Source organism: Burkholderia sp. Ed8, assembly GCF_040761425.1.
Taxonomy (GTDB): Bacteria; Pseudomonadota; Gammaproteobacteria; order Burkholderiales; family Burkholderiaceae; genus Burkholderia; species Burkholderia seminalis.
Genome location: NZ_CP142885.1, coordinates 2377001 through 2401075 on the forward strand (window position 1 = coordinate 2377001; position 24075 = coordinate 2401075).

General features: G+C 65.3%; 23 protein-coding genes and 1 pseudogene. 2 read left to right on the forward strand and 22 right to left on the reverse strand.

All coding sequences use genetic code 11. The annotated features are described in order from the left end of the window. Positions 1-120: 120 nt before the first annotated feature. From VXM69_RS10865 to VXM69_RS10930, 14 genes and pseudogenes are all read right to left on the reverse strand, one after another. Positions 121-1296 (reverse strand): alpha/beta hydrolase, encoded by a 1176-nt coding sequence (locus tag VXM69_RS10865; RefSeq protein WP_367188577.1) that lies wholly within the window; start codon positions 1294-1296, stop codon positions 121-123. An 85-nt stretch (positions 1297-1381) separates the two neighbouring features. Next, the gene (locus VXM69_RS10870) at positions 1382-2344 is read right to left on the reverse strand and encodes an MFS transporter (protein ID WP_367188578.1); all 963 of its coding nucleotides are present in this window, start codon (positions 2342-2344) and stop codon (positions 1382-1384) included. Positions 2345-2369: 25 nt separating this feature from the next. Further along, positions 2370-2882, reverse strand: a pseudogene (locus VXM69_RS10875) (MFS transporter); the annotation flags it as partial. Further along, complete coding sequence (locus VXM69_RS10880) at positions 2767-3459, reverse strand: HAD family hydrolase (RefSeq protein ID WP_069706345.1); 693 nt, start codon at positions 3457-3459, stop codon at positions 2767-2769. The gene VXM69_RS10880 and the pseudogene VXM69_RS10875, both read right to left, overlap by 116 nt. A gap of 84 nt (positions 3460-3543) precedes the next feature. Further along, a complete protein-coding gene (locus VXM69_RS10885; RefSeq protein ID WP_226104046.1) occupies positions 3544-3855 on the reverse strand; it encodes a winged helix-turn-helix transcriptional regulator in 312 nt (103 codons plus the stop codon). Positions 3856-3944: 89 nt separating this feature from the next. Further along, entirely contained in the window at positions 3945-4208 is a 264-nt protein-coding gene (locus VXM69_RS10890; RefSeq protein WP_367188579.1) for a hypothetical protein, read from the reverse strand. Between the two features lie 37 nt (positions 4209-4245). Beyond that, positions 4246-5547, reverse strand: coding sequence for an MSMEG_0569 family flavin-dependent oxidoreductase (locus tag VXM69_RS10895; RefSeq protein WP_200088856.1), 1302 nt, complete (start codon positions 5545-5547; stop codon positions 4246-4248). Between the two features lie 56 nt (positions 5548-5603). Continuing rightward, positions 5604-5888: an MSMEG_0570 family nitrogen starvation response protein gene (locus VXM69_RS10900; protein ID WP_034189497.1), complete on the reverse strand. Its 285-nt coding sequence runs from the start codon at positions 5886-5888 to the stop codon at positions 5604-5606. A gap of 9 nt (positions 5889-5897) precedes the next feature. Continuing rightward, entirely contained in the window at positions 5898-7082 is a 1185-nt protein-coding gene (locus tag VXM69_RS10905; RefSeq protein WP_367188580.1) for an MSMEG_0565 family glycosyltransferase, read from the reverse strand. Further along, complete coding sequence (locus VXM69_RS10910; RefSeq protein WP_367188581.1) at positions 7079-8065, reverse strand: sll0787 family AIR synthase-like protein; 987 nt, start codon at positions 8063-8065, stop codon at positions 7079-7081. The genes VXM69_RS10905 and VXM69_RS10910 overlap by 4 nt, the downstream gene beginning before the upstream one ends. After that, complete coding sequence (locus VXM69_RS10915) at positions 8062-8622, reverse strand: MSMEG_0567/Sll0786 family nitrogen starvation N-acetyltransferase (RefSeq protein WP_124607758.1); 561 nt, start codon at positions 8620-8622, stop codon at positions 8062-8064. Before VXM69_RS10915 ends, VXM69_RS10910 begins: the two co-directional genes overlap by 4 nt. A 2-nt stretch (positions 8623-8624) precedes the next feature. Further along, entirely contained in the window at positions 8625-9695 is a 1071-nt protein-coding gene (locus VXM69_RS10920) for an MSMEG_0568 family radical SAM protein (protein WP_034189542.1), read from the reverse strand. Continuing rightward, positions 9688-10710 (reverse strand): Nit6803 family nitrilase, encoded by a 1023-nt coding sequence (locus tag VXM69_RS10925; protein WP_343727514.1) that lies wholly within the window; start codon positions 10708-10710, stop codon positions 9688-9690. Before VXM69_RS10925 ends, VXM69_RS10920 begins: the two co-directional genes overlap by 8 nt. Positions 10711-10729: 19 nt before the next feature. Then, positions 10730-11212 carry an MSMEG_0572/Sll0783 family nitrogen starvation response protein gene (locus VXM69_RS10930; RefSeq protein ID WP_034189492.1) on the reverse strand — a complete coding sequence of 161 codons (483 nt, stop codon included), beginning with the start codon at positions 11210-11212 and terminating at the stop codon, positions 10730-10732. A gap of 382 nt (positions 11213-11594) precedes the next feature. Here VXM69_RS10930 and VXM69_RS10935 point away from each other — a divergent pair, with 382 nt between their 5' ends. Next, entirely contained in the window at positions 11595-12986 is a 1392-nt protein-coding gene (locus VXM69_RS10935; protein WP_367189237.1) for a PLP-dependent aminotransferase family protein, read from the forward strand. 134 nt (positions 12987-13120) lie between these two features. Here the strand turns inward: VXM69_RS10935 and VXM69_RS10940 are convergent, their stop codons facing one another. Continuing rightward, positions 13121-14179: a porin gene (locus tag VXM69_RS10940; protein ID WP_367188582.1), complete on the reverse strand. Its 1059-nt coding sequence runs from the start codon at positions 14177-14179 to the stop codon at positions 13121-13123. Positions 14180-14628: 449 nt separating this feature from the next. Here VXM69_RS10940 and VXM69_RS10945 point away from each other — a divergent pair, with 449 nt between their 5' ends. Beyond that, the gene (locus tag VXM69_RS10945; protein ID WP_034189490.1) at positions 14629-15363 is read left to right on the forward strand and encodes a helix-turn-helix transcriptional regulator; all 735 of its coding nucleotides are present in this window, start codon (positions 14629-14631) and stop codon (positions 15361-15363) included. Between the two features lie 65 nt (positions 15364-15428). Here VXM69_RS10945 and VXM69_RS10950 read toward each other — a convergent pair whose 3' ends face one another. The 7 genes from VXM69_RS10950 to VXM69_RS10980 form a co-directional block, all read right to left on the reverse strand. Then, the gene (locus VXM69_RS10950) at positions 15429-16136 is read right to left on the reverse strand and encodes an ABC transporter ATP-binding protein (protein WP_226253269.1); all 708 of its coding nucleotides are present in this window, start codon (positions 16134-16136) and stop codon (positions 15429-15431) included. After that, complete coding sequence (locus tag VXM69_RS10955) at positions 16133-17908, reverse strand: ATP-binding cassette domain-containing protein (RefSeq protein WP_367188583.1); 1776 nt, start codon at positions 17906-17908, stop codon at positions 16133-16135. The genes VXM69_RS10950 and VXM69_RS10955 overlap by 4 nt, the downstream gene beginning before the upstream one ends. Then, on the reverse strand, positions 17886-18731 hold the full coding sequence (locus VXM69_RS10960; RefSeq protein ID WP_124670334.1) for a branched-chain amino acid ABC transporter permease: 846 nt from the start codon (positions 18729-18731) through the stop codon (positions 17886-17888). Before VXM69_RS10960 ends, VXM69_RS10955 begins: the two co-directional genes overlap by 23 nt. A 4-nt stretch (positions 18732-18735) precedes the next feature. Continuing rightward, positions 18736-19920 (reverse strand): substrate-binding domain-containing protein, encoded by a 1185-nt coding sequence (locus tag VXM69_RS10965; RefSeq protein WP_367188584.1) that lies wholly within the window; start codon positions 19918-19920, stop codon positions 18736-18738. Continuing rightward, positions 19917-21377, reverse strand: coding sequence for an indoleacetamide hydrolase (gene iaaH / locus VXM69_RS10970; protein WP_226253272.1), 1461 nt, complete (start codon positions 21375-21377; stop codon positions 19917-19919). The genes VXM69_RS10965 and iaaH overlap by 4 nt, the downstream gene beginning before the upstream one ends. A gap of 195 nt (positions 21378-21572) precedes the next feature. Beyond that, complete coding sequence (locus VXM69_RS10975) at positions 21573-22805, reverse strand: MFS transporter (protein WP_367188585.1); 1233 nt, start codon at positions 22803-22805, stop codon at positions 21573-21575. A 133-nt stretch (positions 22806-22938) separates the two neighbouring features. Then, positions 22939-23991, reverse strand: coding sequence for a carbon-nitrogen hydrolase family protein (locus tag VXM69_RS10980; protein ID WP_049031827.1), 1053 nt, complete (start codon positions 23989-23991; stop codon positions 22939-22941). Positions 23992-24075: the final 84 nt, after the last annotated feature.

Below are 24075 nucleotides of genomic sequence, written 5' to 3' on the forward strand. Positions count from 1 at the left end.
CTCCTGGGAACGCCGTCATCCTGAACCGCGAACGCCGCGCAGGGAAATGAATTTATGTCGCCGATTCCTGCATTTTTCTGATCGATCGATTCTCGCCGCGCGCGCACCTCGCTCGCCCGCTCACGGCCCTGCCGCCCGCATCGCCGGCGCGGTGCCGGCGACGACCGGACACGATTGCGGCAAGGCCTGCCCGAACAGCACGGCCAGCCCGCAAGCGGACGTGAACATGCCGAGACCGTCATGCCCGACGCCCGGGACTTCGACGACCTGCTGCGCGAGATCGTCCGGGTGCCGCTTCTTCAGGTAGTCGAAATACGCGAGCCCGCGCGCGAGCCGGTACGGGCCCTGCGCCATCGCCGCGCACGAACGGTCGATGAAATGCGTGTACGGATTCGTATCGGCTTGCCCGAGCAGGTACACGACATCGCGCGCCACATAACGCGTTTCGAGTTCGCGCCCATCCTGCGACGCGACGTACGGCGGCGCCGACTTCAGCCCGTACTTCCATTGCGTCGCGTGCGGGCAGATGCCGCCCGCGATCGCGTCGGCATTCGGCCGTTCGTCGTCGAAATACAGGTAGCTCGACGGGTTCGCGACCACGTAGCGCACGGCGACGCCGCCACGCGCCAGCGCGTCGCCTTCATGCCCGGCCACGGCGTAACGCTGCAGCAACTGCGCGCCGGCGGAGTGACCGATCACGACGACCGTCGTCAGCGACGGGTACAGGCTGCGGTCGGCGAAATGCGCGAGCAGCGCGTCGAGCGCCGCGAACGAGCTGACCGGCCCCGGCTGGCGCGCCGGTTCGCCGCCCTTCCAGCCTTCCTGCGTCCACGCGAGTGTCGATGCGGGCAACGAGAATGCGCGCGTATCGGCACGCGTCAGGAACTGCGGCGCGACGACCATCGTGCCGCTGCCGGCCGCGCCGGCCTTCTCGACGACCTGGCGCCCCGACGCGTAATACGTGTCGGCGTTGCGAAGCGTGCCGTGAATCACGATGAAAACACGCACGACGTCGGGCGCGGGCTGATCGAGCGGATGGTCGGCATAGACGGGCAGCGCCGCGCTGCCCTGCGGCGTCGCGACGGCCACGCGCTGGTCGGCGACGGCCTTGACCGGTGCTTCGAGACGTTCGCGCTGGGTAGGTGTCGCGGCTTCGGCCGAACGCACACTGCCCGCCATGCCGATGACGCCACCGGCGATCGAAACCGAGAGCGAAAGTGCGAACGACAGCGCACGGGCGGCCGACCGCGCGTGCGCGGGCCGGATGCTGGCAAAGGCGACGGAAATTAGGGACATGGCAGCGGATCGGGTTGCGGACAGGACTTTAACGGCGATGGTCGCAGAATCCGTCGCGCGCTGCCGGCCCGTTGTGCAATACGGCTCAGTCGGCCGGCTCGGACACCCGCCCGGCGTCGGCACGGGTTGCGCCCGCGTCGCCGCGCGCCGCATTCCCGCCCGCTGCCGACGGCGGCAAGCCGCCCGCCGTCGCGGCCAGCAGCGGGCGCTCGGGATGCACGAACAGCCACAGCACCGCGCCGCAGGCCGCCGCGGCACCGATCACGACCATCCCGCTGCCCCAGTTGCCGGTGATCTTGACGACGAGCGCGAGCGCCATCGGCCCCGCGACGTTCGACAGTGCGCCCCACACGTTGGTCCAGCCCGACATCACCCCGGCGAACGGCCGCCCGAGATCCTGCGCGGCCGACCACACGACGACCTGCACGAATCCGACGGCCGCGAACGACAGGCACAGCAGCGCGATGACCGCGGCCATCGCCTGCGCGCGCGACGCGGCGACCAGGGCCAGCGCGCTCACGACGAATCCCGCGATCGCGACCGGCGTGCGCGCCCGGTAGATCGAACCCGTTTTCCTCAGCAACCGGTCGCTGACGGTACCCGCGACGAATACCGCCGCGAACACGGCCACCCACGGCAGCGACGCGTACAGCCCCATTGCCTTCAGCGACAGGCCGCGCGCGCGCATCAGGTAGGTCGGCAGCCACGTCGTGTAGAAGCTCTGGATCAGCACGAGCAGGAAGTACTGGATGCCGAAGACCCAGAAACGCCCCAGCCGCAGGCAACGCGCGAGCGAACCCGACACGGCCGTCTGGCCGGGCGGCTGGCCGGCCGCGATGTAGTCCGCCTCGGCCGGCGTGATCAGCGGATGGGACGCCGGCGCATCGCGGTAGCCGAACCACCAGATTGCGCCGAGCAGCAGGCCGAGCGCGCCGAATCCATGGAAGACGGCATGCCAGCCGAAATGGACGATCGTCCAGGCCGTGAGGGGCGCCGACACGATCGGGCCCAGATACAGCCGCGAGCAGCACCGCGTTGCCTTTCGCACGCTCGCCGGCCGGAAACCAGCGCTTGAGCGCGACGACGCTGCTGGACCAGTCTGCCGACTGCGCGCCGCCAAGCACCAGCCGGCAACCGAACAACCAGGCGAACGAACCGCCGAGCGGCGTGACGATCATCATCAGCGACCACAGCGTGCTGGTGCCGAACAGCACGCGGCGCGACCCGAAGCGTTCGGCCGCGCGTCCGGCCGGGATCTGGCCGAGCGCATAGGCCCAGAAGTAGATCGTCAGGATCATCGACATCTCGACGATCGACAGGCCGAGTTCGCCCTGGATCGCCGGAGCGGCCACGGCCATCGCCGCGCGATCGAGCGTCATCACGAAGGTCAGCGGCGCGACCAGAAACGCGACGATCTTCCAGCGGAGATGGTTCACGCGGCGCGGCATCGTGCGGCTCCCGAAACCGGCGTCAGACGCCGTGCGGGCCGGACGCCCGGCCTGGCTCGTGCTGCATCCGCCGCACGATCGCGGCCAGTTCGCCGATATGCGCCGGGACCGCCTGCTTGCCCGCGCGCGCCCACGCATCGAACGACGTCATGCCGGTCACCGCGCCGACGAACGGCACGCCCGCGCGCTCGGCCGCCTGCGCGTCCACCGCATGGTCGCCGACATAGATCGCGGCGGCGGCAGGCAAGCCCAGCCGCGCCAACGCCAGCACGAGCCCTTCGGGATCCGGCTTGTGACGTTGCACGTCTTCTCCGCCGATCAACACGTCGACCAGCGACTGCAAGCCGTTGCGCTCGAGAATCGCCTCGATCCGGTAGCGAAACTTCGACGACACGATCGCGACGGCGAGCCCTTGCTCGCGCAGCCGTGCAAGCAGCGGCGGCACCTCGGGATAGATGCGCGTGCCGGGCACCATGATCTCGTCGGCACGCGCGACGAAGTGCCGCGCGAACGCATCGGCCCGCGCCGCTTCGGTCTCGCCCGTCAACGAACGGAACATCTGCGGCAGCGTCAGACCGATCACGGCGCCGATCTGCGCGGGTGTCGCGCGTGCCGCGCCAAGCCGATGCAACGCGTATTCCGTGCATTCGACGATCGCCGCGGACGAATCCGCCAGCGTCAGATCGAAGTCGAATATGACGGCCCGAACAGGCATGAATGGACTCCGCGAACGAAAAATGGATCACGCTCGACGCGTGACCTGGAATGACGATGCGACCGCACCCGCGCACAGGAGCGGTCAGCGCGCCTGACCGGCTTGTTCGCGATCGGCCGCGTCCAGCCCGTCCGGGTCGCGCTTCGCCCACTCTCTTGCCCACCCCAGCAACGGCTGCAGCGCCGCTTCGAGCCGGCGGCCTTCGGCGGTCATACGATAGCCGCCCTCCCCGTGCTCGACGAGGCCCGACGCCTTGAGCTCGGCCAGCCGCGTGTTGAGCAGACGCGCGTTCGTTTCGCAGGCTTCCTGCAATGCGCGGAACGTGAGCGGCGAGCCGCGCAGCTCCCACAAAATGCGCAGCGCGGTGCGGCGCCCGAGCAGATCCAGCACGACCATGATGGGCCGCCCCGTCGTCGATCCGCGAACGCGTTGTCCGATTCTTGGCGTGGTCATGCTTTACTTTTTAAAGCAATCGTCCGGCGGAGTCAATTGACTGAATCGAGCTTCGTTTCGGTTTGACTTTCCAACGCGCAATCGTAGACATCGTTATAGGCGAGATTGTCGGCGTAGTCCGACGCGCCGAAACCGGCGAGCATCGGCACGATCGTCGCATGGGCATGCTGCCGCCCCTCGTCGAAGAACCCGGGGTCGTCGCGGCACGCACGCGCGGCCGGCGCATCCCGGCGACGCTGCCTGCACGCGTCGCCCGGCCAGTCTTCCGCGAGCCTCGCGTGCGCGCGTCGCGGCATGCCGGCTCGATGGCGATGGATGGCGTATGCAGCGGCGTCAGGCAGCCACGCTTTCGGATGAGCGCCGCGGCGCCGTCATCTCGGCCCGGATCTGGTCGACGATATGGGCGGCATCGCGCGCAACGCCGGAGAATCGCCCCGATCCCCACGTGTGCAGCCACGGCAGTCCGACGAAGTAGAGCCCCGGAACCGGCGTCACGCCGCGCCGGTGCGCGGGATAACCGCGGCCGTTGAAGACCGGCGCATCCAGCCAGCTGAAATCCGGGGTGAAGCCGATGCACCAGATGACCGATGCGATGCCGCTCGCCGCGAGATCGAGCGCCGTGCGCTCGCCGGCCGGACGCCACACGGGCGCGTAGCGCGTCGCAGGGGGCGCCGCGATTCCGTTCTTCTCGATATGGGCATCGATGCCGGCGTTGATCCGGTTGTACGTATCGTCCGCGCTGTCGAGCCGCGCCGCCAGATCTGCGGAGAAGCGCAACTGTCCGCCCGTGAAATCCTCCAGCCGGCCGTACAGTTCCATCCCGTCGGCGGCAAAGCGGCGCAGATCGATATCGCGCCCGCCGTCGCGGCCGGTCACATAGTGGTTGGTGTTGTCGCGCACGCCTTCGCGCAGCGGATGCGCATCGACCGGCATGTCGTAGTACTGCATGTCGGCCAGCCAGTCGACGACGTCCCTGCCCCGGTAGAAACGGGCGCAGCGAGGCGCATCGCCCACCGCGAGGAACACCTTTCGGCCGGCGAGGTGGAGGTCCTCCGCGATCTGCGCACCCGATTGTCCCGATCCGACCACGAGAACCGGTCCGTCCGGCAACGCGGCCGGATTCCGGTATTCCGACGACTGGATCTGCACGATCGTGGCCGGAAACCGCTCGGCCATCCGCGGCACGATCGGCCGATGGTAGCCGCCCGATGCCACGACGACCCGATCCGCCGTGTACGTGCCGCGCGACGTCGCGATGCGATAGCGTCCGTCCGCGTCGCGCGTCACACGCTCGACGGCGGTGTGTTCCAGCACCGGGGCATCGACGCTGCGGATGAATCCGTCGAGATACTCGACGATCTCGTCCTTCGTCATGAAGCCGTGCGGATCCGCACCGCGATACGGATAGCCCGGCAGCGCACACTGCCAGTTCGGCGTCACGAGACAGAACGCGTCCCAGCGCTGCGTGCGCCACGTGTGCGTCACGGTCTCCTTTTCGAACACGAGATGATCGATACCTGCCTGCTTCAGGTAGTGGCTGATCGACAGTCCTGCCTGCCCGCCGCCGATGACCGCTACGCCGAGACGGGAATCGATATCCGGGAGGCTGGATGAAACAACGGGTTCGCTTGACATGATGCAGTCCTGAATGTGTGTTGAAGACGACGGTGGATTGCCGCGTGCCGGACGCCCTAAACGAGCTCGATGACGGTCACGGTCGCATCGCCCTGCGGAGAAAATCGTTGCGCGTGCGCTTCGATCCGTGCCAGTTCATCCATCGCGGCCGAGCACGCGAACCCGTATTTCTCCCGTACGCGCTCGGACCCGATACCCAGGGCACGCCGGGCTCGTTCGACGAAGTCGTCGAGCGCGTATTGCGTGCCGGGCGTGAAAAATTCCGACACCACGGTCGAAGGCGAATAGCAATTGGTTTCCGACTGGTCGGGCCAACGGACCCGAAAATGCATGACCGGCATGATGCCTCCTCACTTGGCGGACGATGCTTGCGCACGCTGCGCCAGCCTGTCCTGGTAGATGTCCAGATGCCTGCGTGCACTCGCTTCCCATGTGAAGCGGTTCATCAGCGCAGGCACGGCACGTGCGAAATCGGGAGCACGCCGTCCCGATAGCGCGTCGCGCAGCGCGCCGGCGATCGAATCCACATCGGCGGGATCGGCCCACACACACACGCGCTCGTCCAGATACTCGGTAAAGGGTTCGATTTCGGATACGACCACGGGCTTTCCGCAAGCAAGCCCCTCGAGCACGACCAGGCCGAATCCCTCCCGGATCGACACCATCGACACCACGTCGGCGCAGTGCATCAGCGCGACCAGCGCCGCATCGTCGAGCGGCCCCGTCGACACGACGGTTTCGTCGACGCCGATCCCCAGCCCCAGTGCGGCGGCGCGCGCGACGAAGCGGCGCGCGTAAGCATCGTGATCGAGCAGACTCGCGCCGCCCCCGATCACGAGCCGTGCGTCGGGCATCGTGCCGCGCAGCCGGGCGAACGCCTCGAGCAGCGCGATCGAGTTTTTCCGCTGCTCGATCCCGCCGATCGCCAGGACGACCGGCGCGCCGTGCAGGCCGAACCGCTGCCGCACCGCCTGCACGGCCGCCCGATCCGCCCGAGCGAACCGGGAGACGTCCACGCCGTTGGGCACCACGCTTGCGTCGACCCCGAACGTCCCGCGCATCGTGGCCGCCCACGCAGCGCTCACGCACAGCACCTGGTCCGCCGCTCGCCACGCGCGCGCCTGCCAGCGTTCGAGCTGCGGGTCGTCGAATACGTCGAGGTGATGCACGGTCCGTACGAAGCCGTCTATTGCACCCGACTGCTTCAGGTCGGCCAGCGCATTGCCCGTGATGCTGTCCTGGGCATGCAGCACGTCGAAGCCGCTTGCATCGTGCTCCAGCAATGCATGCCTGATCGCGACAATCCGCGCGCGCACCATGTCCGCGACGCTGCGCGGATGGCCATCGACGCGCGCCAGCACGACGCGGCACCGGACGTCGCGGAACATTCTCTCGTCCGGCGCGGCCGGTGCGAACACGGTGACGTCGCTGCCCGCATCGTGCAGCGCACGGGCGAGTTCCAGCGCGTGCACGACACCGCCGCGCGGATTGACCGAGTGGGTGAGCAGTGCGATGCGCAACGTATCGGCGCTCATCGCACATCCCCAACGGTGCAGGTGATGAACGGCTCGACCCGGAAATCCCACAGCACCGCCGTTTCGCCCGCTTCTTCGACGACGACCTCGCACGAGGCGTCGATATCGCCGATCACCGCGCACGCGAGCCCGCGCGCCGCGAAGCGTTCCGCGATCGCGTCGGCATGCGCCGGCCGCGCCGCCATCACGAACCCATAGCTCGGAAAGGCCGTCAGCCAGCGATCGAAGTCGACGCCTGGAGGACGCGGGATCGCGTCCAGCGCGATCCGCGCACCGACGCGCGAGCATTCGGCGAGCATCAGCGCCGTCCCGAGCACGCCGGCCATCGAGATATCCTTCGCGGCGTCGCACAGCCCGGCTTCGGCCAACGTCGGCAGAATCTCCAGATCGCCGCGTAGCCGGGCCGGCGGCGCGCCGACCGACGCATTCCAGAACGGATACGGCGCCTCGAATGCGCCGCGCAGGTCGACCGCCATCATCAGGCGATCGCCCGGCCGCGCGCTGAAGCTCGACAGCAGCGCGCGGGCCCGGCCCAGGACCGATACGGCCAGTTGCCCCTGCACGCTGCGCGTGTTGCTGTGGCCGCCGACGATCGGCACGCCGTACGCGGACGCCGCCGCGGCCATCCCGGCGAGCACCGGCCGCGCGGCGTCGATTCCGTCGCTCCACAATGCATCGACGACGGCGATCGGCCGCCCGCCCATCGCGTAGATGTCGCTGACGTTCGCCATCACGCCGCTGTACCCGGCAAACCACGGCATCGACTCGACGAAATCGCCGACCATCCCCTCGATCGCAAACAGCAGGTAGCCGTCCGCGTCGGGAATCGCCGCGCAGTCGTCACCGAGCGCGACGGCCTGTGCGAGGTCCCGTTCTCCGTTCGGTAATGCGCCCGCGAGCGACGCAACCACGCCGGCGATGTCGTGCTTGTGCTGGAAGCCGCGGCTCGCGCGCAGCGTCGCGATGCGATCCTCGACACTCATTGCGCCCCCTCTAGCCGCAGGACGAAACCCTCGAATGGCGTGCCGCACGGCGGATAGTGTTCAAGCTGGGCCTGCATCAGTTGATGAGGACGTCCGAACAACGTTTCCTCGCCGAGCGCATCCCAGTGAAGCCGAAGAAACAGCGGCACGTTCTGCGATTGCACGTGTGCGACGAAGCGCCGGCAACCTTCGGCATGCGCACTGCTGACGGCCAGCGCGATCAGCATCGAGCCGATCCTGCCTTGCCGCCGGAATGCCGGATGCACCGCGAGCCGCGAGCCCATCCAGGTTCCCGGCCCGGTTTCGTGAATCCGCACCGTGCCGACCACCTGCTCCGGCAGACCCGCGCAGCAACTGACCGCGACCAGCAATTGCGCGTGGCGGTCGATATCGTCGCGATCGTCGCCGGCGAAGATGCCCTGCTCGATGCAGAACACGGCCCGGCGCAGCTTGTATGCCTCGTCGATTTCCCAGGGAAGCGCCGCCCATTTGATCCGGTATTCGGCTGGCCGGTACGGGCTGCTGCTGTCGGCCAGTCCCATCTCTGCGCAGTACATGGTCATACCTCGTAGGTCGACAGCGACGAGCAGGCACCGCACTTTCCGCAGCCTGCCTTGATGTCGGCGGAGCGCATGCCGGCATCGCGCAGCATGGCGCCGAGCGGTTCGAGCACCGCCCGCATGAAGTCCGGCGACGGCGCGGGATGACTCTCCAGCGGCGTGCCGCTGATCGGCACGAACGGCACGACGAACGGATACACGCCCAACCCGATCAGTTCGCGCGACATGTCGAGGATCGCGGCCGCGCTGTCGCCGAGCCCGGCGAGGATGTAGGTGCTGACCTGTCCGCGGCCGAACACCGCGACGGCCGCGCGGAATGCCGCCATGTAGCGGGACAGCGGCACGCTCGCCTTGCCGGGCATGATCCGTTCGCGCACGGCCGGCGTCACGGCTTCCAGATGCATGCCCAGCGTATCGATCCCGCTTGCCTTCATCCGCTCGAACCAGCCGTCGTCGTCGGGCGGCTCGCATTGCGCCTGGATCGGGAGATCGACGGCCGCCTTGATCGCGAACGCGCTTTCGCAGAGCACGCGCGCGCCGCGGTCGGGCGTCGGCGGTGTGCCGGTCGTCAATACCATGTGCTTGACGCCGTCGAGCAGGACCGCCGCGCGCGCCACCTCGGCGAGTTGCTCAGGCGTCTTGCGGGCGATCGTCCTGCCGGCTGCAAGCGACTGGCCGATCGAGCAGAACTGGCAGGTCTTGCGCCGGCTCTCGTAGCGAATGCAGGTCTGCAACACCGTGGTCGCCAGCACGTCGGCACCGTGCAGCGTCGCGATGTGCGAATACGGCACGCCCTCCAGCGTCTGCAATGCGTAGAAGCGCGGGTTCGACGGAAAGCTGATGCTCGCGATCGGGATGGTGCCGCGCGAGAGCTGGCTGACGCCCGCCGCATCGGGCGCCCCCGCGACGAACGGCGAATCCCACGCGGTGCTCGTGTGCACCGGCACCATGATGGTCACGCCGTCGACCGTCACGGCCTTGTGATCGGACGGCCCGGCGCCGCCGCGCCGGCTCGCGGCGCCAACCCGCGGATCCGCGAGGCGCAGCCCGACCGACTGCAGTTCAGTCATCAATTGCCGGCTCTGCACCGACGGTTTCGCGTTCACGCTCATGGCAGTTTCCCTCGAAGTCAGGGGCGGCCGACCCGTTGATCCCCATCGGGGTCACCGTCGCCGCCGGCCGATCGTTGATGGCAAGGCTCAGCAGTTCCGGCCGCGCATAGTGGCCGACCGAGTCCATCATTCGCTTGCGCTTGGTGATCAGCGACATGTCCAGGTCGGCGATCACCATCCCTTCGCCGGCACGCAACGGCTCGGCCAGGTGCTGCCCCTCCGGGGACACGATCGCGGTATTGCATCCGCCGCGCAGGGCCTTCTGCAGATTCGGATCGCCCGTGATCGACTCGATCTGGGCATCCGTCAGCCAGCCGGTCGCATTGACGACGAAGCAGCCGGACTCCAGCGCGTGGTGGCGGATCGTGACCTCGATCTGGTCCGCGAAGATCGGGCCGACCAGCGATCCGGGGAACTGGCTGCAATGAATTTCCTCGTGCTGCGTCATCAGCGCATAACGGGCGAGCGGGTTGTAGTGCTCCCAGCACGCGAGCGCACCGATCCGTCCGGCACCGGTCCGCACGACCTTGAGTCCGGCCGCATCCCCCTGCCCCCAGATCATCCGCTCGTGAAACGTCGGCGTGATCTTGCGGCGCTTCAGCGCGAGGCGCCCGTCGCCGTCGAAGATCAGCTGCGTGTTGTACAGGCTGCCGTGGTCGCGCTCGTTCACGCCGAGCACGACCACCATCCCGTGCAGGCGCGCGCGCTCCGCGACCGCATGCGTCACGGGCCCCGGCACCGTCACGGCCTGCTCGTAGAGCCGCATGTGATCGGCGCCGGACGCGACCGGCGTCCGCACGAACGAGAAGTACGGGTAGTACGGCACGAATGTTTCGGGAAAGACGATCAGCTGGACGCCCTTGCCGGCGGCCTCGTCGATCGCCGCGCAGACCTTGTCGAGCGTGCCGCCGGCGCGTTCCAGATCGGGCGCGATCTGGACGGCTGCCGCCCGGACGATGCGTTTGTCGGACATGATGGCACCCGTGATTCGATCAAACGGTCCAGGTATGGATGATCAGCGCGTTCTCCTTGCGGTGAAGCAGCTGGATATCGAGCACGTCGAGCGGGTTGATCGGCCGGATGCCCTCGATCAGCGACGCTTCGCCATGCCCGTAAAGTGCCTGCAATGCAAAGCGGCACGCATAGACTTTCCCGCCTTCCTCCATGAACTTCACGAGTTGCTTGTTGAAGTTCAGATGGCCGGGAAACGCCTCGTCGCCCAGTGTCGGGAACCCGCGTTGCAGGCCGAGCGTCACGCCGGGGCCGTAGAGCAGCACCGACGTCTCGAACCCCTTGCGCTGCAGGCGGGTCGCCTGCAGGAGGTTCACGAAGCCGATCGACCCCTCGAACGCAACCGTGTGGAACGTCACGAGCGCCTTCTCGCCCGCTTCCGCCTTGACGTCTTCGAATACTTTTTCCTCGTAGTCGACGAGGAAATCTCCCTTCTTGTGCAGAGGCTGATTGACTGCGGGCATGGCACGCTCCGTCTGGAAATGAGTTGAATGAGATTCCCGAACGCTTTCGAATCCGGGCGAACTCATTAACGCAACGCATATGCCAACCGGGCCGCAACCCGATGCAATCACTCTGCAATCATTCAATCCAAAAATGCCGCTGCAGTCGGTTCGATCCTTGCGTGCCCCAATCCGGATCCAACTGAAAACGGCCCGTCCGGGCCGAACGGCGCACCTGACTGATGCAGCACGCATGAACCGGTGCGCGCCCGGCGTGCATCGATGCATCAATCCGATACACGATGCAATCAATGCAATCAGTCGGCTTCCACGGCGCGATATATATATTTTTCGATTAATGCGCCATGCTAACGTTTTGATGAATCGTCAAATGGAAACAGGTATGGATTACGCAATCCATCATTGGTCGAAGCGCTTGCTGGAAAGCAGGAAACCGGCCTATCAGCTGATCCCCGACCTCATCGAGGAAGATCTTGCGGCCGGCCGGCTGAAACCGCGCGACCGCCTGCCCGGGCTGCGCGATCTCGCCGGGGCGCTGAACCTGAACTACACGACGGTCGCCCGCGCGTATGCGGAAGCCCGCCGACGCGGCTTGCTCGATACGCGGGCAGGAAGCGGCACGTTCGTGCGCGGCCCGACGCAAACGGTCCAGTTGTCGGGCGGGAGCAGCGTCGAGATGTCGATGAACATGCCCCCTGAACCGGCCGAGATGGTCGGCCGGCTGCAACAATCGGCGGCGGCATTGTTCGCCGCCGCGGACCCTTACCAACTGATGCGATATCAGGATTTCGGCGGCACACCGGCGGATCGCGCCGCCGGCCGCGCATGGCTGGCCCATCGCCTGCCCGGCTGCAGCAGCGATACCGTGCTCGTTTGTCCGGGAATCCACAGCGCGCTCGTCGCGCTCGTCTCCCGGCTTGCGCGCCGCGGTGATTCGATCTGCCTCGATTCACTCGCGTACCCCGGCATCAAGGCCATCGCATCGCAACTGGGCGTCCAGTTGCAGCCGCTGCCGCGGGACGACGACGGGCCGTTGCCGCATGCGTTCGAATCGCTCTGCCGAAGCGGACAGCCCGCGGCGCTGTACTGCAACCCGACCCTGCAGAATCCAAGCACGCTCACGATACCGTTCAGGCGCCGCGAAGCGCTGGCGGATATCGCGATGCGCTACAACGTGCCCATCATCGAGGACGACGCGTACGCGATGCTGCCGCAGAGCGCCCCGCCGCCACTGGCGTTGCTGGCCCCCGAACTGACCTACTACGTGACCGGCATGTCGAAGAACCTCGGCGCCGGGCTGCGAATCGCCTACCTGCTGGCGCCGACGGTGCGCGAAACACAGCGTATCGCGGGGGCATTGCGCGCCACGACCGTGATGCCGAGCCCGTTCACGATGCTGCTGTCCACCCAGTGGATCAACGACGGCACGGCAAGCGAGATGCTGGCCGCCATCCGATCCGAGGCGCATTCACGGCAGGCGATCGCCAGCCGCGTTCTCGGCGCATGGCCTTTCGACGCGCATCCCGACGGTTTTCATCTCTGGTTGCCGATTCCCGGCGAGTGCCAGTGGACAGCACCGGATCTCGCGCAATATCTGCGAAGCCGGAGTGTCGCCGCCGTGGCAAGCGCGGCATTCTCGACCGACGGCAACCCGCCGGACGCGATTCGCATCTGCCTCGGCGGCCCGCAGGATCAGGAGCGCTGCCGCGACGGCCTGCAGCTTGTCGCCGACGCACTGACCGACGCACATCATCTTTACAGTGCCGCGATGTAGCCGCGCCGGGTAGCGGACGGATCGCACGAACCGGACGCCGCGCGACGCATCCACTCACATGCGCATCGTATTTCGACGCACGACCAAGCGCTGCCGGCCCGCCCCTGCACCACCGGCACGTGCCGCCGCACCAGTCAGAACTTGTGCCGAATGCCGATCCTCGCCGCGGTCTGAAAACTCGTGCTGGACGGCGATCCGAGCGCTGCTTCGATTTGAGCGCCGTGCGCATGATCATGCGCGAGCGCCCCGACGAAATACACGTCCGTGCGTTTGGAAATGAAGTAATCGGCCCCGATGGTCGCCTGATTCGCGCTGCCGACCCCGTTGTTGCGCTGCTGGAACTGGAACCCGGCGCCGAGCGAGAGGTCGGGCCTGACAAAGTAAGTCACGCCGCCGTCATAGGTCAGCGCGCGCGCTTGGGTGCCGCTGCTCAACTGGACATCGGTCACCACACCGAATATCTGCGCTTTCCCCAGGCTGTATGTTGCACCGCCGGCGTATTCCGTCAAATTCGCGGAGCGGGTCGCGTTATGCTGCTTGAAATACGACAGCGATGCGGCGAGCCCGCCCCGGTTGTAGTTCAGCAGGAAGTTCATCGCGCTGTTGGTGCCCAATGAGCCGGCCACATTGCCGAAACCGTACATGGCACCGACACTGAAGCCCGAAATCGTCGGCGAAAGATACTTCACCGAGTTATTGACGTTGTCGCCCCACAGTCGGTTATCCAGCGTATACCCGCCAGCCGCATACGCCGGAATGCCCCACGCGAGGATACCCGCGGCCGTGTTTCCCGCGATCGAGTACGCGGGGAAAATATCGCCGATGAAGTCGTATTGCCGCCCGAGCGTCAGCGTCCCGAACCGCCCGTCGAGGCCGACGAAGGCCGCGCGGTTGAACAACAGCCCGCTCTGCGCCAAGGCCCCGTTGGAAAGTTGAAAACCGCTTTCGAGCGTGAAGATCGCCTTGAGCCCGCCACCCAGGTCCTCTTTGCCCGTCAGCCCCCAACGATCTCCCTGCGACGACCCGGACGTGAACTGCACGAGCGCGCCATGTCCGGTGCTCGACGTTGCATTGTTCGTGTACGTGATGCCCGCATCGACCAGCCCGTACAGCGTCACTGACGACTGCGCATGTGCCACGCCGCACCCAACCGCGGCGCACACCACCATGCTTCGCTTGATGATCCTTTTCATATCGCTATCCTAATTTTATGGCGTAGTTTTCGTTGACGAAAATGGCTGAGGAATACGTCCCGCTGAAAATGCGCTGAAATCGTTTGATCAATGGGCAGGCGTCTGCGGGTAAACCTCCAGCTTGCCTCCACGACGAACGGTCTCAACACGTCCGCTTCCCACTGCGCGTCCACTTTATGACCGGCGTTTTTTGAGCCCCATCGTCAGAAATGTCGATGCGGAAATCCCGGTCAGTGGCGGCGGCATTCAGGGTCCGCCGCGGGCATCCCTTTCGGCCCGAAAACAGGCGGCGGATGCGACTGCGGCATGAATACAACGGACCGGCAAAGGCCGCACGTTCGTTGCTGATCGGGATTTTTTACGCTGCTATGATTGATGCGTAATGCGAACCAGTCTTCCAAGACTGTCGCGCGTGCCGTCTCCCGACTCCTCCTACCGATGAGGCCCCCTTGAAGCCACCAGTTCACGATCTCACGCTCGACGAACTCCGACTTTTCGGCGACATCATCGGGCGGCTCGAAGAGCTCGGACCGATCGTGGATGTCAGACGTGTCGTTTTGTCAGACTTGACCCGGTTGTTGCGATCCGATTTCTGCGTCTCCTACAACTGGGATGCCGAGAAAGGGACCTACGTCGACCCGATTGCGGTCAACGTCGACTCGGATCACGTGCGTCGCTACACAAGCTGGTACCAGCACAATGACCCGATGACGGCGCAGCTCTGCAGGATGCGCCGGGCCACGTTCGTGGAGGAGGTGATGGACCGGCCTGCCCTGGAGAAAAGCGAGTTCTATAACGAGTTTCTCGCGCAGGATGGTTTGCATCACGGGATCAACGTGTTCGTTTTCGACGGCGAACGCCAGCTCAGCGACCTGAGAATCTGGCGAACCAGGAATCGGCCTGAATTCGAGCTGCGCGACAAACTCGTGCTCGATGCGATCGAGCCGTTCCTTTGCCGCGCCATCAAACGTCGGGCAGGCAGCGCGACGGGGCTCACGGACCGTGAGAGCGAGATCGCCCAGCTCGTCGCAAAGGGTTGTACCGATCAGGATATCGGCCGCCTTCTCTGCATCAGCTTGTCGACCGTACGCACCCATTTGCGACGGATCATGGACAAGAAGGGATTCTCCAACCGTGCGGAGCTAGCTGCTTCCGTCGCCGCGGCCGGAACGGCCGCGCCGTGACGACGATTGAACGGCGTGGTCGACGCTCAGGTACGCACAAACGGCGAATCGCCTGACACGCTAGCCTAAACGGCCAATACGGCTTCGAGCCGGTCGCGCGACATATCGATCGAGTCGCCCGACAGCACGATCTCTCCATGATCCAGACCGATGAAATGGTCCGCGATCGACGTGAGAAACGTCAGATTCTGTTCGACCACCACGAACGCCGCGCCTTCCTCGATTCGAGACCGGATAACGGATGCCATCCGCTCCAGGTTCTCCTGCTGAACGCCTTCCGACGGCTCGTCGATCAGCGTGAGCGGCGAACGCTCCGCGATGATCCTGGCGAAGGAAAGCAGCTTCTTTTCACCCCCGCTCAGTTTCCCGGCTGCCTGCGGCAACCGCTCTTTCAGACGCGGGAAAATCTCGAACAATTCTTCGTATGCTTCCAGGCTTCTTGTCCTGAATCCGAGGGTCAGGTTGTCTGCAACGCTCAAATTGTCGAAGACAACCCGTTCCTGCGGCGCATAGCTCATCCCCAGACGTCGCCGTTGGTGCGACGGTACTTTTCCTACTTCACCGCCGTTGACCGTGACTGCCCCGGAAGTGGGCTGGATAACACCTGTCAGGGCGCGCATCAGTGTCGACTTGCCGACACCGTTGCGGCCAAACACCCCCAGGACATTACCCGCGGCCACCTCGCCACTGATTCCCTTGAGCACCATCGTGTCGCCGTAACCCGCGACGATCGACGAAAACCTCAACACGGCTTCCCGCCGGCGTTCGCTCACTTTCTTCCTCCCGAGTAGACGGCCTTGACGTCTGCCGACATCTTGATCTGCGACAGCGATCCGACCGCGAGGCTTCTTCCCTGATGCAGGACCACCACGTTGCCGGCGATCTTTTCGAGTGCGCTCATGTCATGCTCGATCACGATGGCTGACGCCTCCAGTTCGCCCACGGTCGACGTGATCGCGTCCATCATGTGACGGGTTTCGTGCGCCGAGAGGCCGGCGCACGGTTCGTCGAGGAGCAAAAGACGCGGCTCGGTGATCGCCACCATCGCAAACTCCAGCATCTGGCGCATCCCTTGAGACAGATCGCCCGCACGAACCGCCAGATTCGATTCGAGACACCCGAATTTCCCGAGCGTGCGTACGCGTTGAACCGAGTTCCAATGCAGCGGCGCCGCGCTCAGCATCTCCCGAGGACGTATCCGGTTCGCCCACAGGGCGATCTGAAGATTCTGGTCGACCGACAACCGGGCAAACACCGCGGGAATCTGAAACTTGCGGCCGATGCCCAGTCGGGCGACCTGCCACGCCTGAGAGGACGAAATCTCGGTCCCGCGAAAGTGAATTTCACCTGAACGGACCGGCAAGCGGCCCGTCATTGCGTTGAATGTCGACGTCTTGCCGGCGCCATTCGGGCCAATGAAACAATGGATGACCCCGGCTCCCACCTCGAGATCGAGCCCGTTGAGAATGTTGACGCCCCCCTGGCTGACTTCCACCTTGCGGAAACTGAGCAACGCGGATTGAGCCGGCCGCCTGTCGATCGTCGCGATCTCGTGAGCATCTAGCCGTTTCTCCGGAATGACGTTCGCGACGCGCAGACCCGCCATCCGGGCAAGCGCGGCGGCCGCGCCGGCCAGGCCATCGGGAAACAGCCGCACCACACCGATGAAAATCAGCGCGACCAGCACTTCCCAATAGGTGAACAGATCGCGCCAGGTCGCGGCGAGCAGCCCGATCACGACGGCACCGAGTTGCGCACCCAACGGACTGCGCTTCCCCCCGACGGCTGCCCAGATGACGAACTGCGCCGACAACGCGACGCCGACCGCCTGAGGGCCGACGAGACCCTCGTGAGGCGCATACAGCGCGCCGCCCAGACCCGCGATCGCGCCCGAGAGGCCGAAAGCGGCCGCCTTCAGCCGGTGCGTCGCGAATCCAAGGAACTGGAGGCGATCCTCATTCTCCGAGAGGGCGGCCCAGAGCGTCCCGATGGGGCGACGACTCAACCAGGTGATCCCCGCCGTGACGACAACCGCGGCCACGGCGATCACGTAATACAGGTTTCCATACCGGTCGGTCATCGGCAGGTCGGGAATATCGGTGAGCCCGTTGAAGCCGCCGGTGACGCTGCTCCATTGATTGGCCAACAGAAATCCCAACATGCATGACGCAAGGGTAATCAGCGAAAAAAACGGCCCGCTGTCGATCCGGCGCGCAAAGACGATCAATCCGATGGCATAGGCCAGGGCCGCCGGTACCGCGACTGCAAGCGGAAGCAGGACGATCTGCCATTCGCCGCCGGCCGCGGCCGCGGCGCGCAATACCAAGGCGCTGACATACGCGCCCAGCCCGAAGAACAGGCTTTGGCCCAGCGGCAAAAAGCCCGCATTCCCCCAGCACATCGCAACGCCTTGCGTTGCCATTCCATACAGCAACAGAAGCCCGATCTGGTTTGCACTGTAGTCACCGGCCCACAGCGGCAAGCTCAGAAGAACCGCAGCCGTGACAACCTGGAGGGCCGTTTCAACGGCGCGAGACGAGGCCATTCGGGCGACTCCACAAGAAATAGATGGACAGGATCAGAACGGCGGTATAACCCGACGTCTGATCGATGAAACTCGACACCGCGACCTGCGTTCCGCCGATGACGAACGTGCCGACCGCGAGACCGAGCAAGCTGCCGAGGCCGCCGACCACGAGCACGAAAAACGAATTGAGCAGATAGTCGAGGCCCATGTACGGCTCGACCCGCACGATCGGCGCGAGCAACACCCCCGCCAACCCGGCCAGCACCACCCCCGTGATGAACGTGCCGCTGGCCAGCCGGGTCGTATTGATGCCGGCCGCCCTGGCAAGAAGGGGATTCGCGACCATGCCCCGAATCCGCGCGCCCGTCTGGCTGCGGCCGTACCATGCCGCGAGCGCGGCGAATGCCAGGCCCACCGCGAGCATCATCGCAAGCCGGAATGCCGGATACGGGGTGCCCAGGACATCGATCGATGCGCCATCCGCGCCAGTCACGTCCTGGTAACCCTTTCCGAACAATGCGGCCACCCCTTCGCGCAGCAGGATCGAAACGCCCCAGGTGGCGAGCAAGGTATCGAACGGCCGCTCATACAAGGGACGAACCAGCACGCGTTCGACGATCCAACCCACGGCAGCGCATACGACGATCGCCACGGGTATGGCAAGCAAAGCGGGTAATCCGAAACGCTGCACGACGACCACCGAGTACGCGCCCAGCATGATGAACTCGCCATGCGCCATGTTCAGCACGCCCAGCAGCCCGAACACGATGGCCAGACCGATCGTCGTGAGCGCGAGGGCCGCACACGCGTACCCGAGATTGAGAAGATGGGAAAGCAGCATGACGTCAACCCGCACCCGCTCCGCTCGCACAGGTCTCGGCCGAGCCAAGCTGCGAGAACGTCTTGACGATGTCGTATCGCACACCTGATGCCCTGGCGAGGAAGATGTCGGCCATCACGTTGCGGGACTTCATCGTGACCACGCCGCGCGGGCCTTTGTAGCCTGCCCCGTCGGAAGCCTTCGTCAGATCGCCGATCGACGCGGAATTCGCCTTCCTGGCCATCGCGTCATACATCAGGACGCCCTCGTACGTCGACTCGCCGATGCTGCTCAAAACCGCCGACGCGCCGAACCGCTTGTGATAACGCTCCAGAAACGGCGCGGACGTTGCGGTCGGCGTCGCGAAAAAGCCGGACGCCGAGTAGAGGTTCCTGGTGTTGGACGCACCGATCCCGATCAACGTGTTTTCCTCGATCATCGTGCCGAAGCGGATCATCCTGTCGCCGAGACCGAAGCTCGCAAAACTTCTGTTGAACGTGACGGCCGACCCGCCCACCAGCGTGATGAACACCGCATCCGCCTTGCTGTCGCGAATTTTGCCCAGTACCGCGTCGAAGTTGTCGACGTCGAACGGAACGTACTCTTCGCCGACCACGGTCGCGCCGGAACCCTGAATCGCCTTTTTCGCCACTTCGTTCGACTTGCGCGGCCAGACGTAGTCGTTGCCGATCAGGAACCAGCGCTTGACCTGGTGCTGGGCGGTCAACCACGGAATGACCGGCGTCAGTTGCTGCGCGGGCGTCTCGCCAACGAAGAACGTGCCCTTCGCGCAATCGCCCCCTTCGTACATCGGGGTATAGACGTAAGGCACCTGGCCTCGGAACAGACTTTCCAGCGCCGTGCGGACAGCACTATCGTGCGATCCGACAAAGACCTCCGCCTTGTCGCGCTTCCACAGGCGCAGCGCCGTCTGCGCGGACTCGGAAGGCGCGGCGCCGGCATCTCCCACCAGCAACTCGAGCGGGCGCCCCAACACGCCCCCGCGCGCGTTGATCTCGTCGATCGCCATCGCTGCGCAGTTTTTGCAGGCTTGACCGAAAAATGCGGCCGGCCCGCTCATCGGCGCCATCAGCGCCAACTTCAGCGGCTGGTTTGCCGCGCGAACCGACACCGGAACGAGCCCCCCGGCGCCCACCGCGGCACTGGCGGCACCGAGCGCAATACTTTTCAGGATATGTCGACGATTCATTTGCTTGCCTTCCTCGTTAAGCCGTTGCCGGATGATTGAACGTGTGCGTCGAGACGCGGGAACGTCGCCGCACACAGGACACGCTCCATTTCCTTGCCGATCTGCAGGATTCGCTGATCCGAATACGGCGCACCGTCCAGCGCCAATCCAACCGGGAGGCCGTCCCGGGTCAGGCCTGCGGGAACGGTGATGCCGGGTACCCCTGCGTTGCTGCCCGGTTCGGTATTTCGTGTGTATGCGGCAAAGACATCGAGCGCTTCAGACCCGACCGCCACGGTTTCGGCGCCGATGCGGCAAGCGGGAATCAGCACGGTGGGAAACAGCAGCGCATCTGCCTCCACTTCGCGAAGACACGCCACGTAGGACGTGCGGGACCGCTCTCGCGCGAGGAGCGCTTCGGCGTATTCGGCCGCGGAAATCGCACCGGCCCCCAGGATGTCGCCGACGATCCGGATCACATCCGGGCTCCTGATCTGGGCAACGATCTCCGGGAACGTCACGGCCACGCCGCCTGTTTCCAGATAGCGGCCCACGGCGCCGCCGAACTCGAAAAAAGGAATGGTTGCGTTCTTCTTCGCACGAAAAAACGGATAACGTCGCAGGTCCACGTCAACCAGCTCGAAGCCCGCATCCTTCAGCGTCTGCAGCGCACGTTCGAGTACCGGCCGTGCGTCGGGCGACAACCCCTCCCACAACGTCGAGTACGGAACTGCCAGGCGAACGTCACGTGCATCGTCGGCAGCGGGCGGCGCTGAACCCCTTCCAGACAGGATCGCGTCCAGCAACATCACGTCGGCGACGGTGCGAGCGATCGGGCCGACCGTGTCGCGCGTGGGCGATATCGGCACGACGCCCTCGGACGGATAACGTCCGTGCGTGGGACGAAAGCCGACCAGCCCGCACAGCGCCGCCGGGATGCGCACCGATCCGCCCGTGTCGGTGCCGAGCGCCGCCGGCACCGCCCCGCTCGCCACCAGCACGGCCGACCCACCGCTGCTTCCGCCGGGAATTCTGGACGGGTCATACGGGTTGCGGGCCGGGCCAAAAAATCCGTTGTCGTTGGTGCAGCCGAAAGCGAGTTCGTGCATGTTCGCTTTGCCGGCGACCAACGCCCCCGCCTCGACCACACGCGCCACGACTGGCGCCTGCGCTCGAGGAACGGCGTGGCGAAGCGCGGCCGTTCCAGCCGCTGTCGGCATGCCCGCGCAGTCGATGTTGTCCTTGATCGCCAATGGAATGCCGGCAAGTGACATCCGGCCTGTCCGGGCTGCGAGCGGTTCGTCGTGGGCTCGCGCCGATTGCAACAACGTCTCGGGGTTGAAATGCGCGAACCCGTTCAGCGACTCGGTGTTGGCCTGTTGATCCACCAGCGCCTGTACGTATTCCAGGCAGGAGATCTCGCGTCGATCGATCGCGCCTTTTGCGTCGACGACTGAAAGCTGCGGCAGGGTGGGCATCTACGTCTCTCGTACATTGCGGTCTTCGTAGATTGCGCGTCGGCCTTTTTGTCGCGCATCGTCAGAAATGACGACGCAGTCAACCCTGACAGCGTCGCTTCACCGCCCCTGGTACAGCCCCGCGACCGACGTCAGTGGCCCTGGTCGCGCGAGTCCGCGCAACGGTCCGACATCCGCCTGCCCGTTGCCGAACGGTCAGGCCGCGTCGATGGTCGAGACGGCATGCTTCGACGTCGCCGCGGGCACCGTTTCATCGAGAAACATTCCCACGAGCGCGCTCACCAGCGACACGCCTCCGACGATCAGCATCGGATAACCCAGACCGAACGTGTCGGCGAGCCCGCCTGCCACCACCGGCATCAGGACCCCGCCAATCAGTTCACTGACTGCGGTGGGAACGCCCACGGCCGAGCCGGTCAGCGTGGACGGGACGGATTCGCAGGGAATCACGGCAAGAAAGAGCGGTGCGATGCCGAAGCCGCAAATCCCGGCAGCAAAGAGGTTGGCGAACATGACGATCGGCGACGCGTGACAAAGAACAAACGCCAACATCAGGATGCCGTAACAAGCCGCGGAAACGACGAGCACGATCCGCCGCCCGAGCCGATCCGATATCGCCGGAACGGCGATCATCCCGATAAACCCGCCGAAACCCCATCCGGATATGATCAGGCCGACCGTGCCGAGACCGAGGCCCACGACTTTGGTCAGATAGAGCGCGACGAACGTCGAGAACACGAACAGGCCCGTCTGGAACAGCGATCCGATGACCGTGGTCAGCCAGATGTTCTTGTATCTCAGCACGGTCAAGGGGCCACCCGATGCCGAGCGGGCCTGCGTGTCGCGACCGGCCTCCGTCTTTCGCATGGTCCGGCCGATCAGGAACGTCAGCAACAGCCCCGGAATGCCGAGCACGAAAAACACCCACTCCCAGCGCATATGCATCACGAGTTGGGTCGCGATGATCGGTCCGAGGCCGATACCCAGAAGAGGGAAAAACGACTGGTGGACGCCCAGATTCAGGCCGCGCCGGCTCGGCGTCGATATTTCGTCGATGGTCGCGACGCTGGCGCTGAACACGCCCCCCTCGCCCACGCCAAGAAGGCCTCGCACGAGCAGCATGCCGTGGAACGACTTGGCGACGCCGGTCAAGGCAGTCATCACCGAGAAGAAGATCGACGACCCGAGCAGAATCTTGCGGCGCCCGTGGCGGTCGGACAGGCTCCCGAGCACCCATGTCGAAATGGCCCAGGTCAACGCGAGCACCGAGGCGATGGCGCCTGCCTGCGTGTTGTTCAGTTTCAGCTCCGGCAGCAGAACCGGAAACAGGTACACGATGACCAGACGGTCGAGACCCACGATGCCGAACAGCACCGCAAGAAAGATGACCATCTTCCATTCGTAGTCGCTACTTTCCTTGTATTTCATATCGCCATCCTAACTATATCGTCGTGACTGAATGACCGTTGATTCGAAGAAAAACCGCCAAGCCCACCGGGCCGCGAAACGAAAACCTCCGGCCGGCCCGCCATGACACGACATGGCGAGCCCGATGGTCCCGCTACCGATCTCCGCCGCTGCCCGCAAGCCCGGGCGGGCAGCCGCCGTCTGATGAGGCTAGATCGTCGGCGGCCGTCTCCGCCGGCGTTCCGTCGAGTATTTCGGCGACAGGGGGGCGCGGTCGCCGGTCGATCAGCAATCGCAGCACGTCGGGCCGCGAGTAATGCCCCGCGGGATCGAACACGCACTTCGACAGCGATTGCGTGCCGAGATCGATATTGGCGTAGAGCAGGCCTTCCGCGGTTTCGTCGATCTTGTCGAACAACTCCGCCCCGTCGGGCCCGTATCCAACGCTATGGCCACCGCCCGCCCGCAACAGCTGACGTTTGTCCTCGGTGTCGCAAAGATGCTCGACCATCTCCTCGGTGACGACGGTCGACGGCGCGAGGACGAAGCACCCGCCTTCGACGGCATAGGTACGCGAAACCGCGTTGTTCACCTGGTGGCTCAATGCGCTGGCGAATTCATAGAGGGAAAAGCTCGGCCACGCGGCAACATGGACCTGTTCGCCTTGCGCATACATTGCGGCTTTTGTCAAAGGCTGCACGTGTTCGGCACAACACAGCGCGCCGAGCTTGCCCAACGGACTGTCGATCACGGTCAGGCCGCTGCCCTCCCCGTCACCGAAAACCGTCCGCTCGAGGTGGGTGGGTTTGAGTTTCTGCCGTTGCAGCAGGGTCTCGCCGTCGGGGCCGATCATCCATTGGGCGATATACAACGAGTGGCCCTTGCGCTCCGAGAGGCCCATCACGACCGTGATGCGGTTTTTCCTCGCCGCGTCCCTCAGTGCATCGGCTTCCGGACTGTCGTAGCTCAGCGAGTTGTCGAAGTAGCGCTGAACATAGCCCTTGCTCATATACCAGGCCGGTGTACCGAGCCAGACGTAGAACGGATAGCCCGGCAGCCACACTTCAGGGAATGCGATCAGCGCGGCGCCGGCCCGCGCCGCCTCTTCAATCAAGCGGATGGACTTTTCGATTCCGGCCTGAAGATCGAGGAAGGCCGGGGCGGCCTGCACGACAGCCGCTTTGAACTGGGGATGATTGAGCGCCAAGATACTCCTCCACGACTCGCGGGACGGGACGCCCGCAACGTTGTAGACGAAGTGTCCGGGGCCAATATGGTGGACGCTTGACTC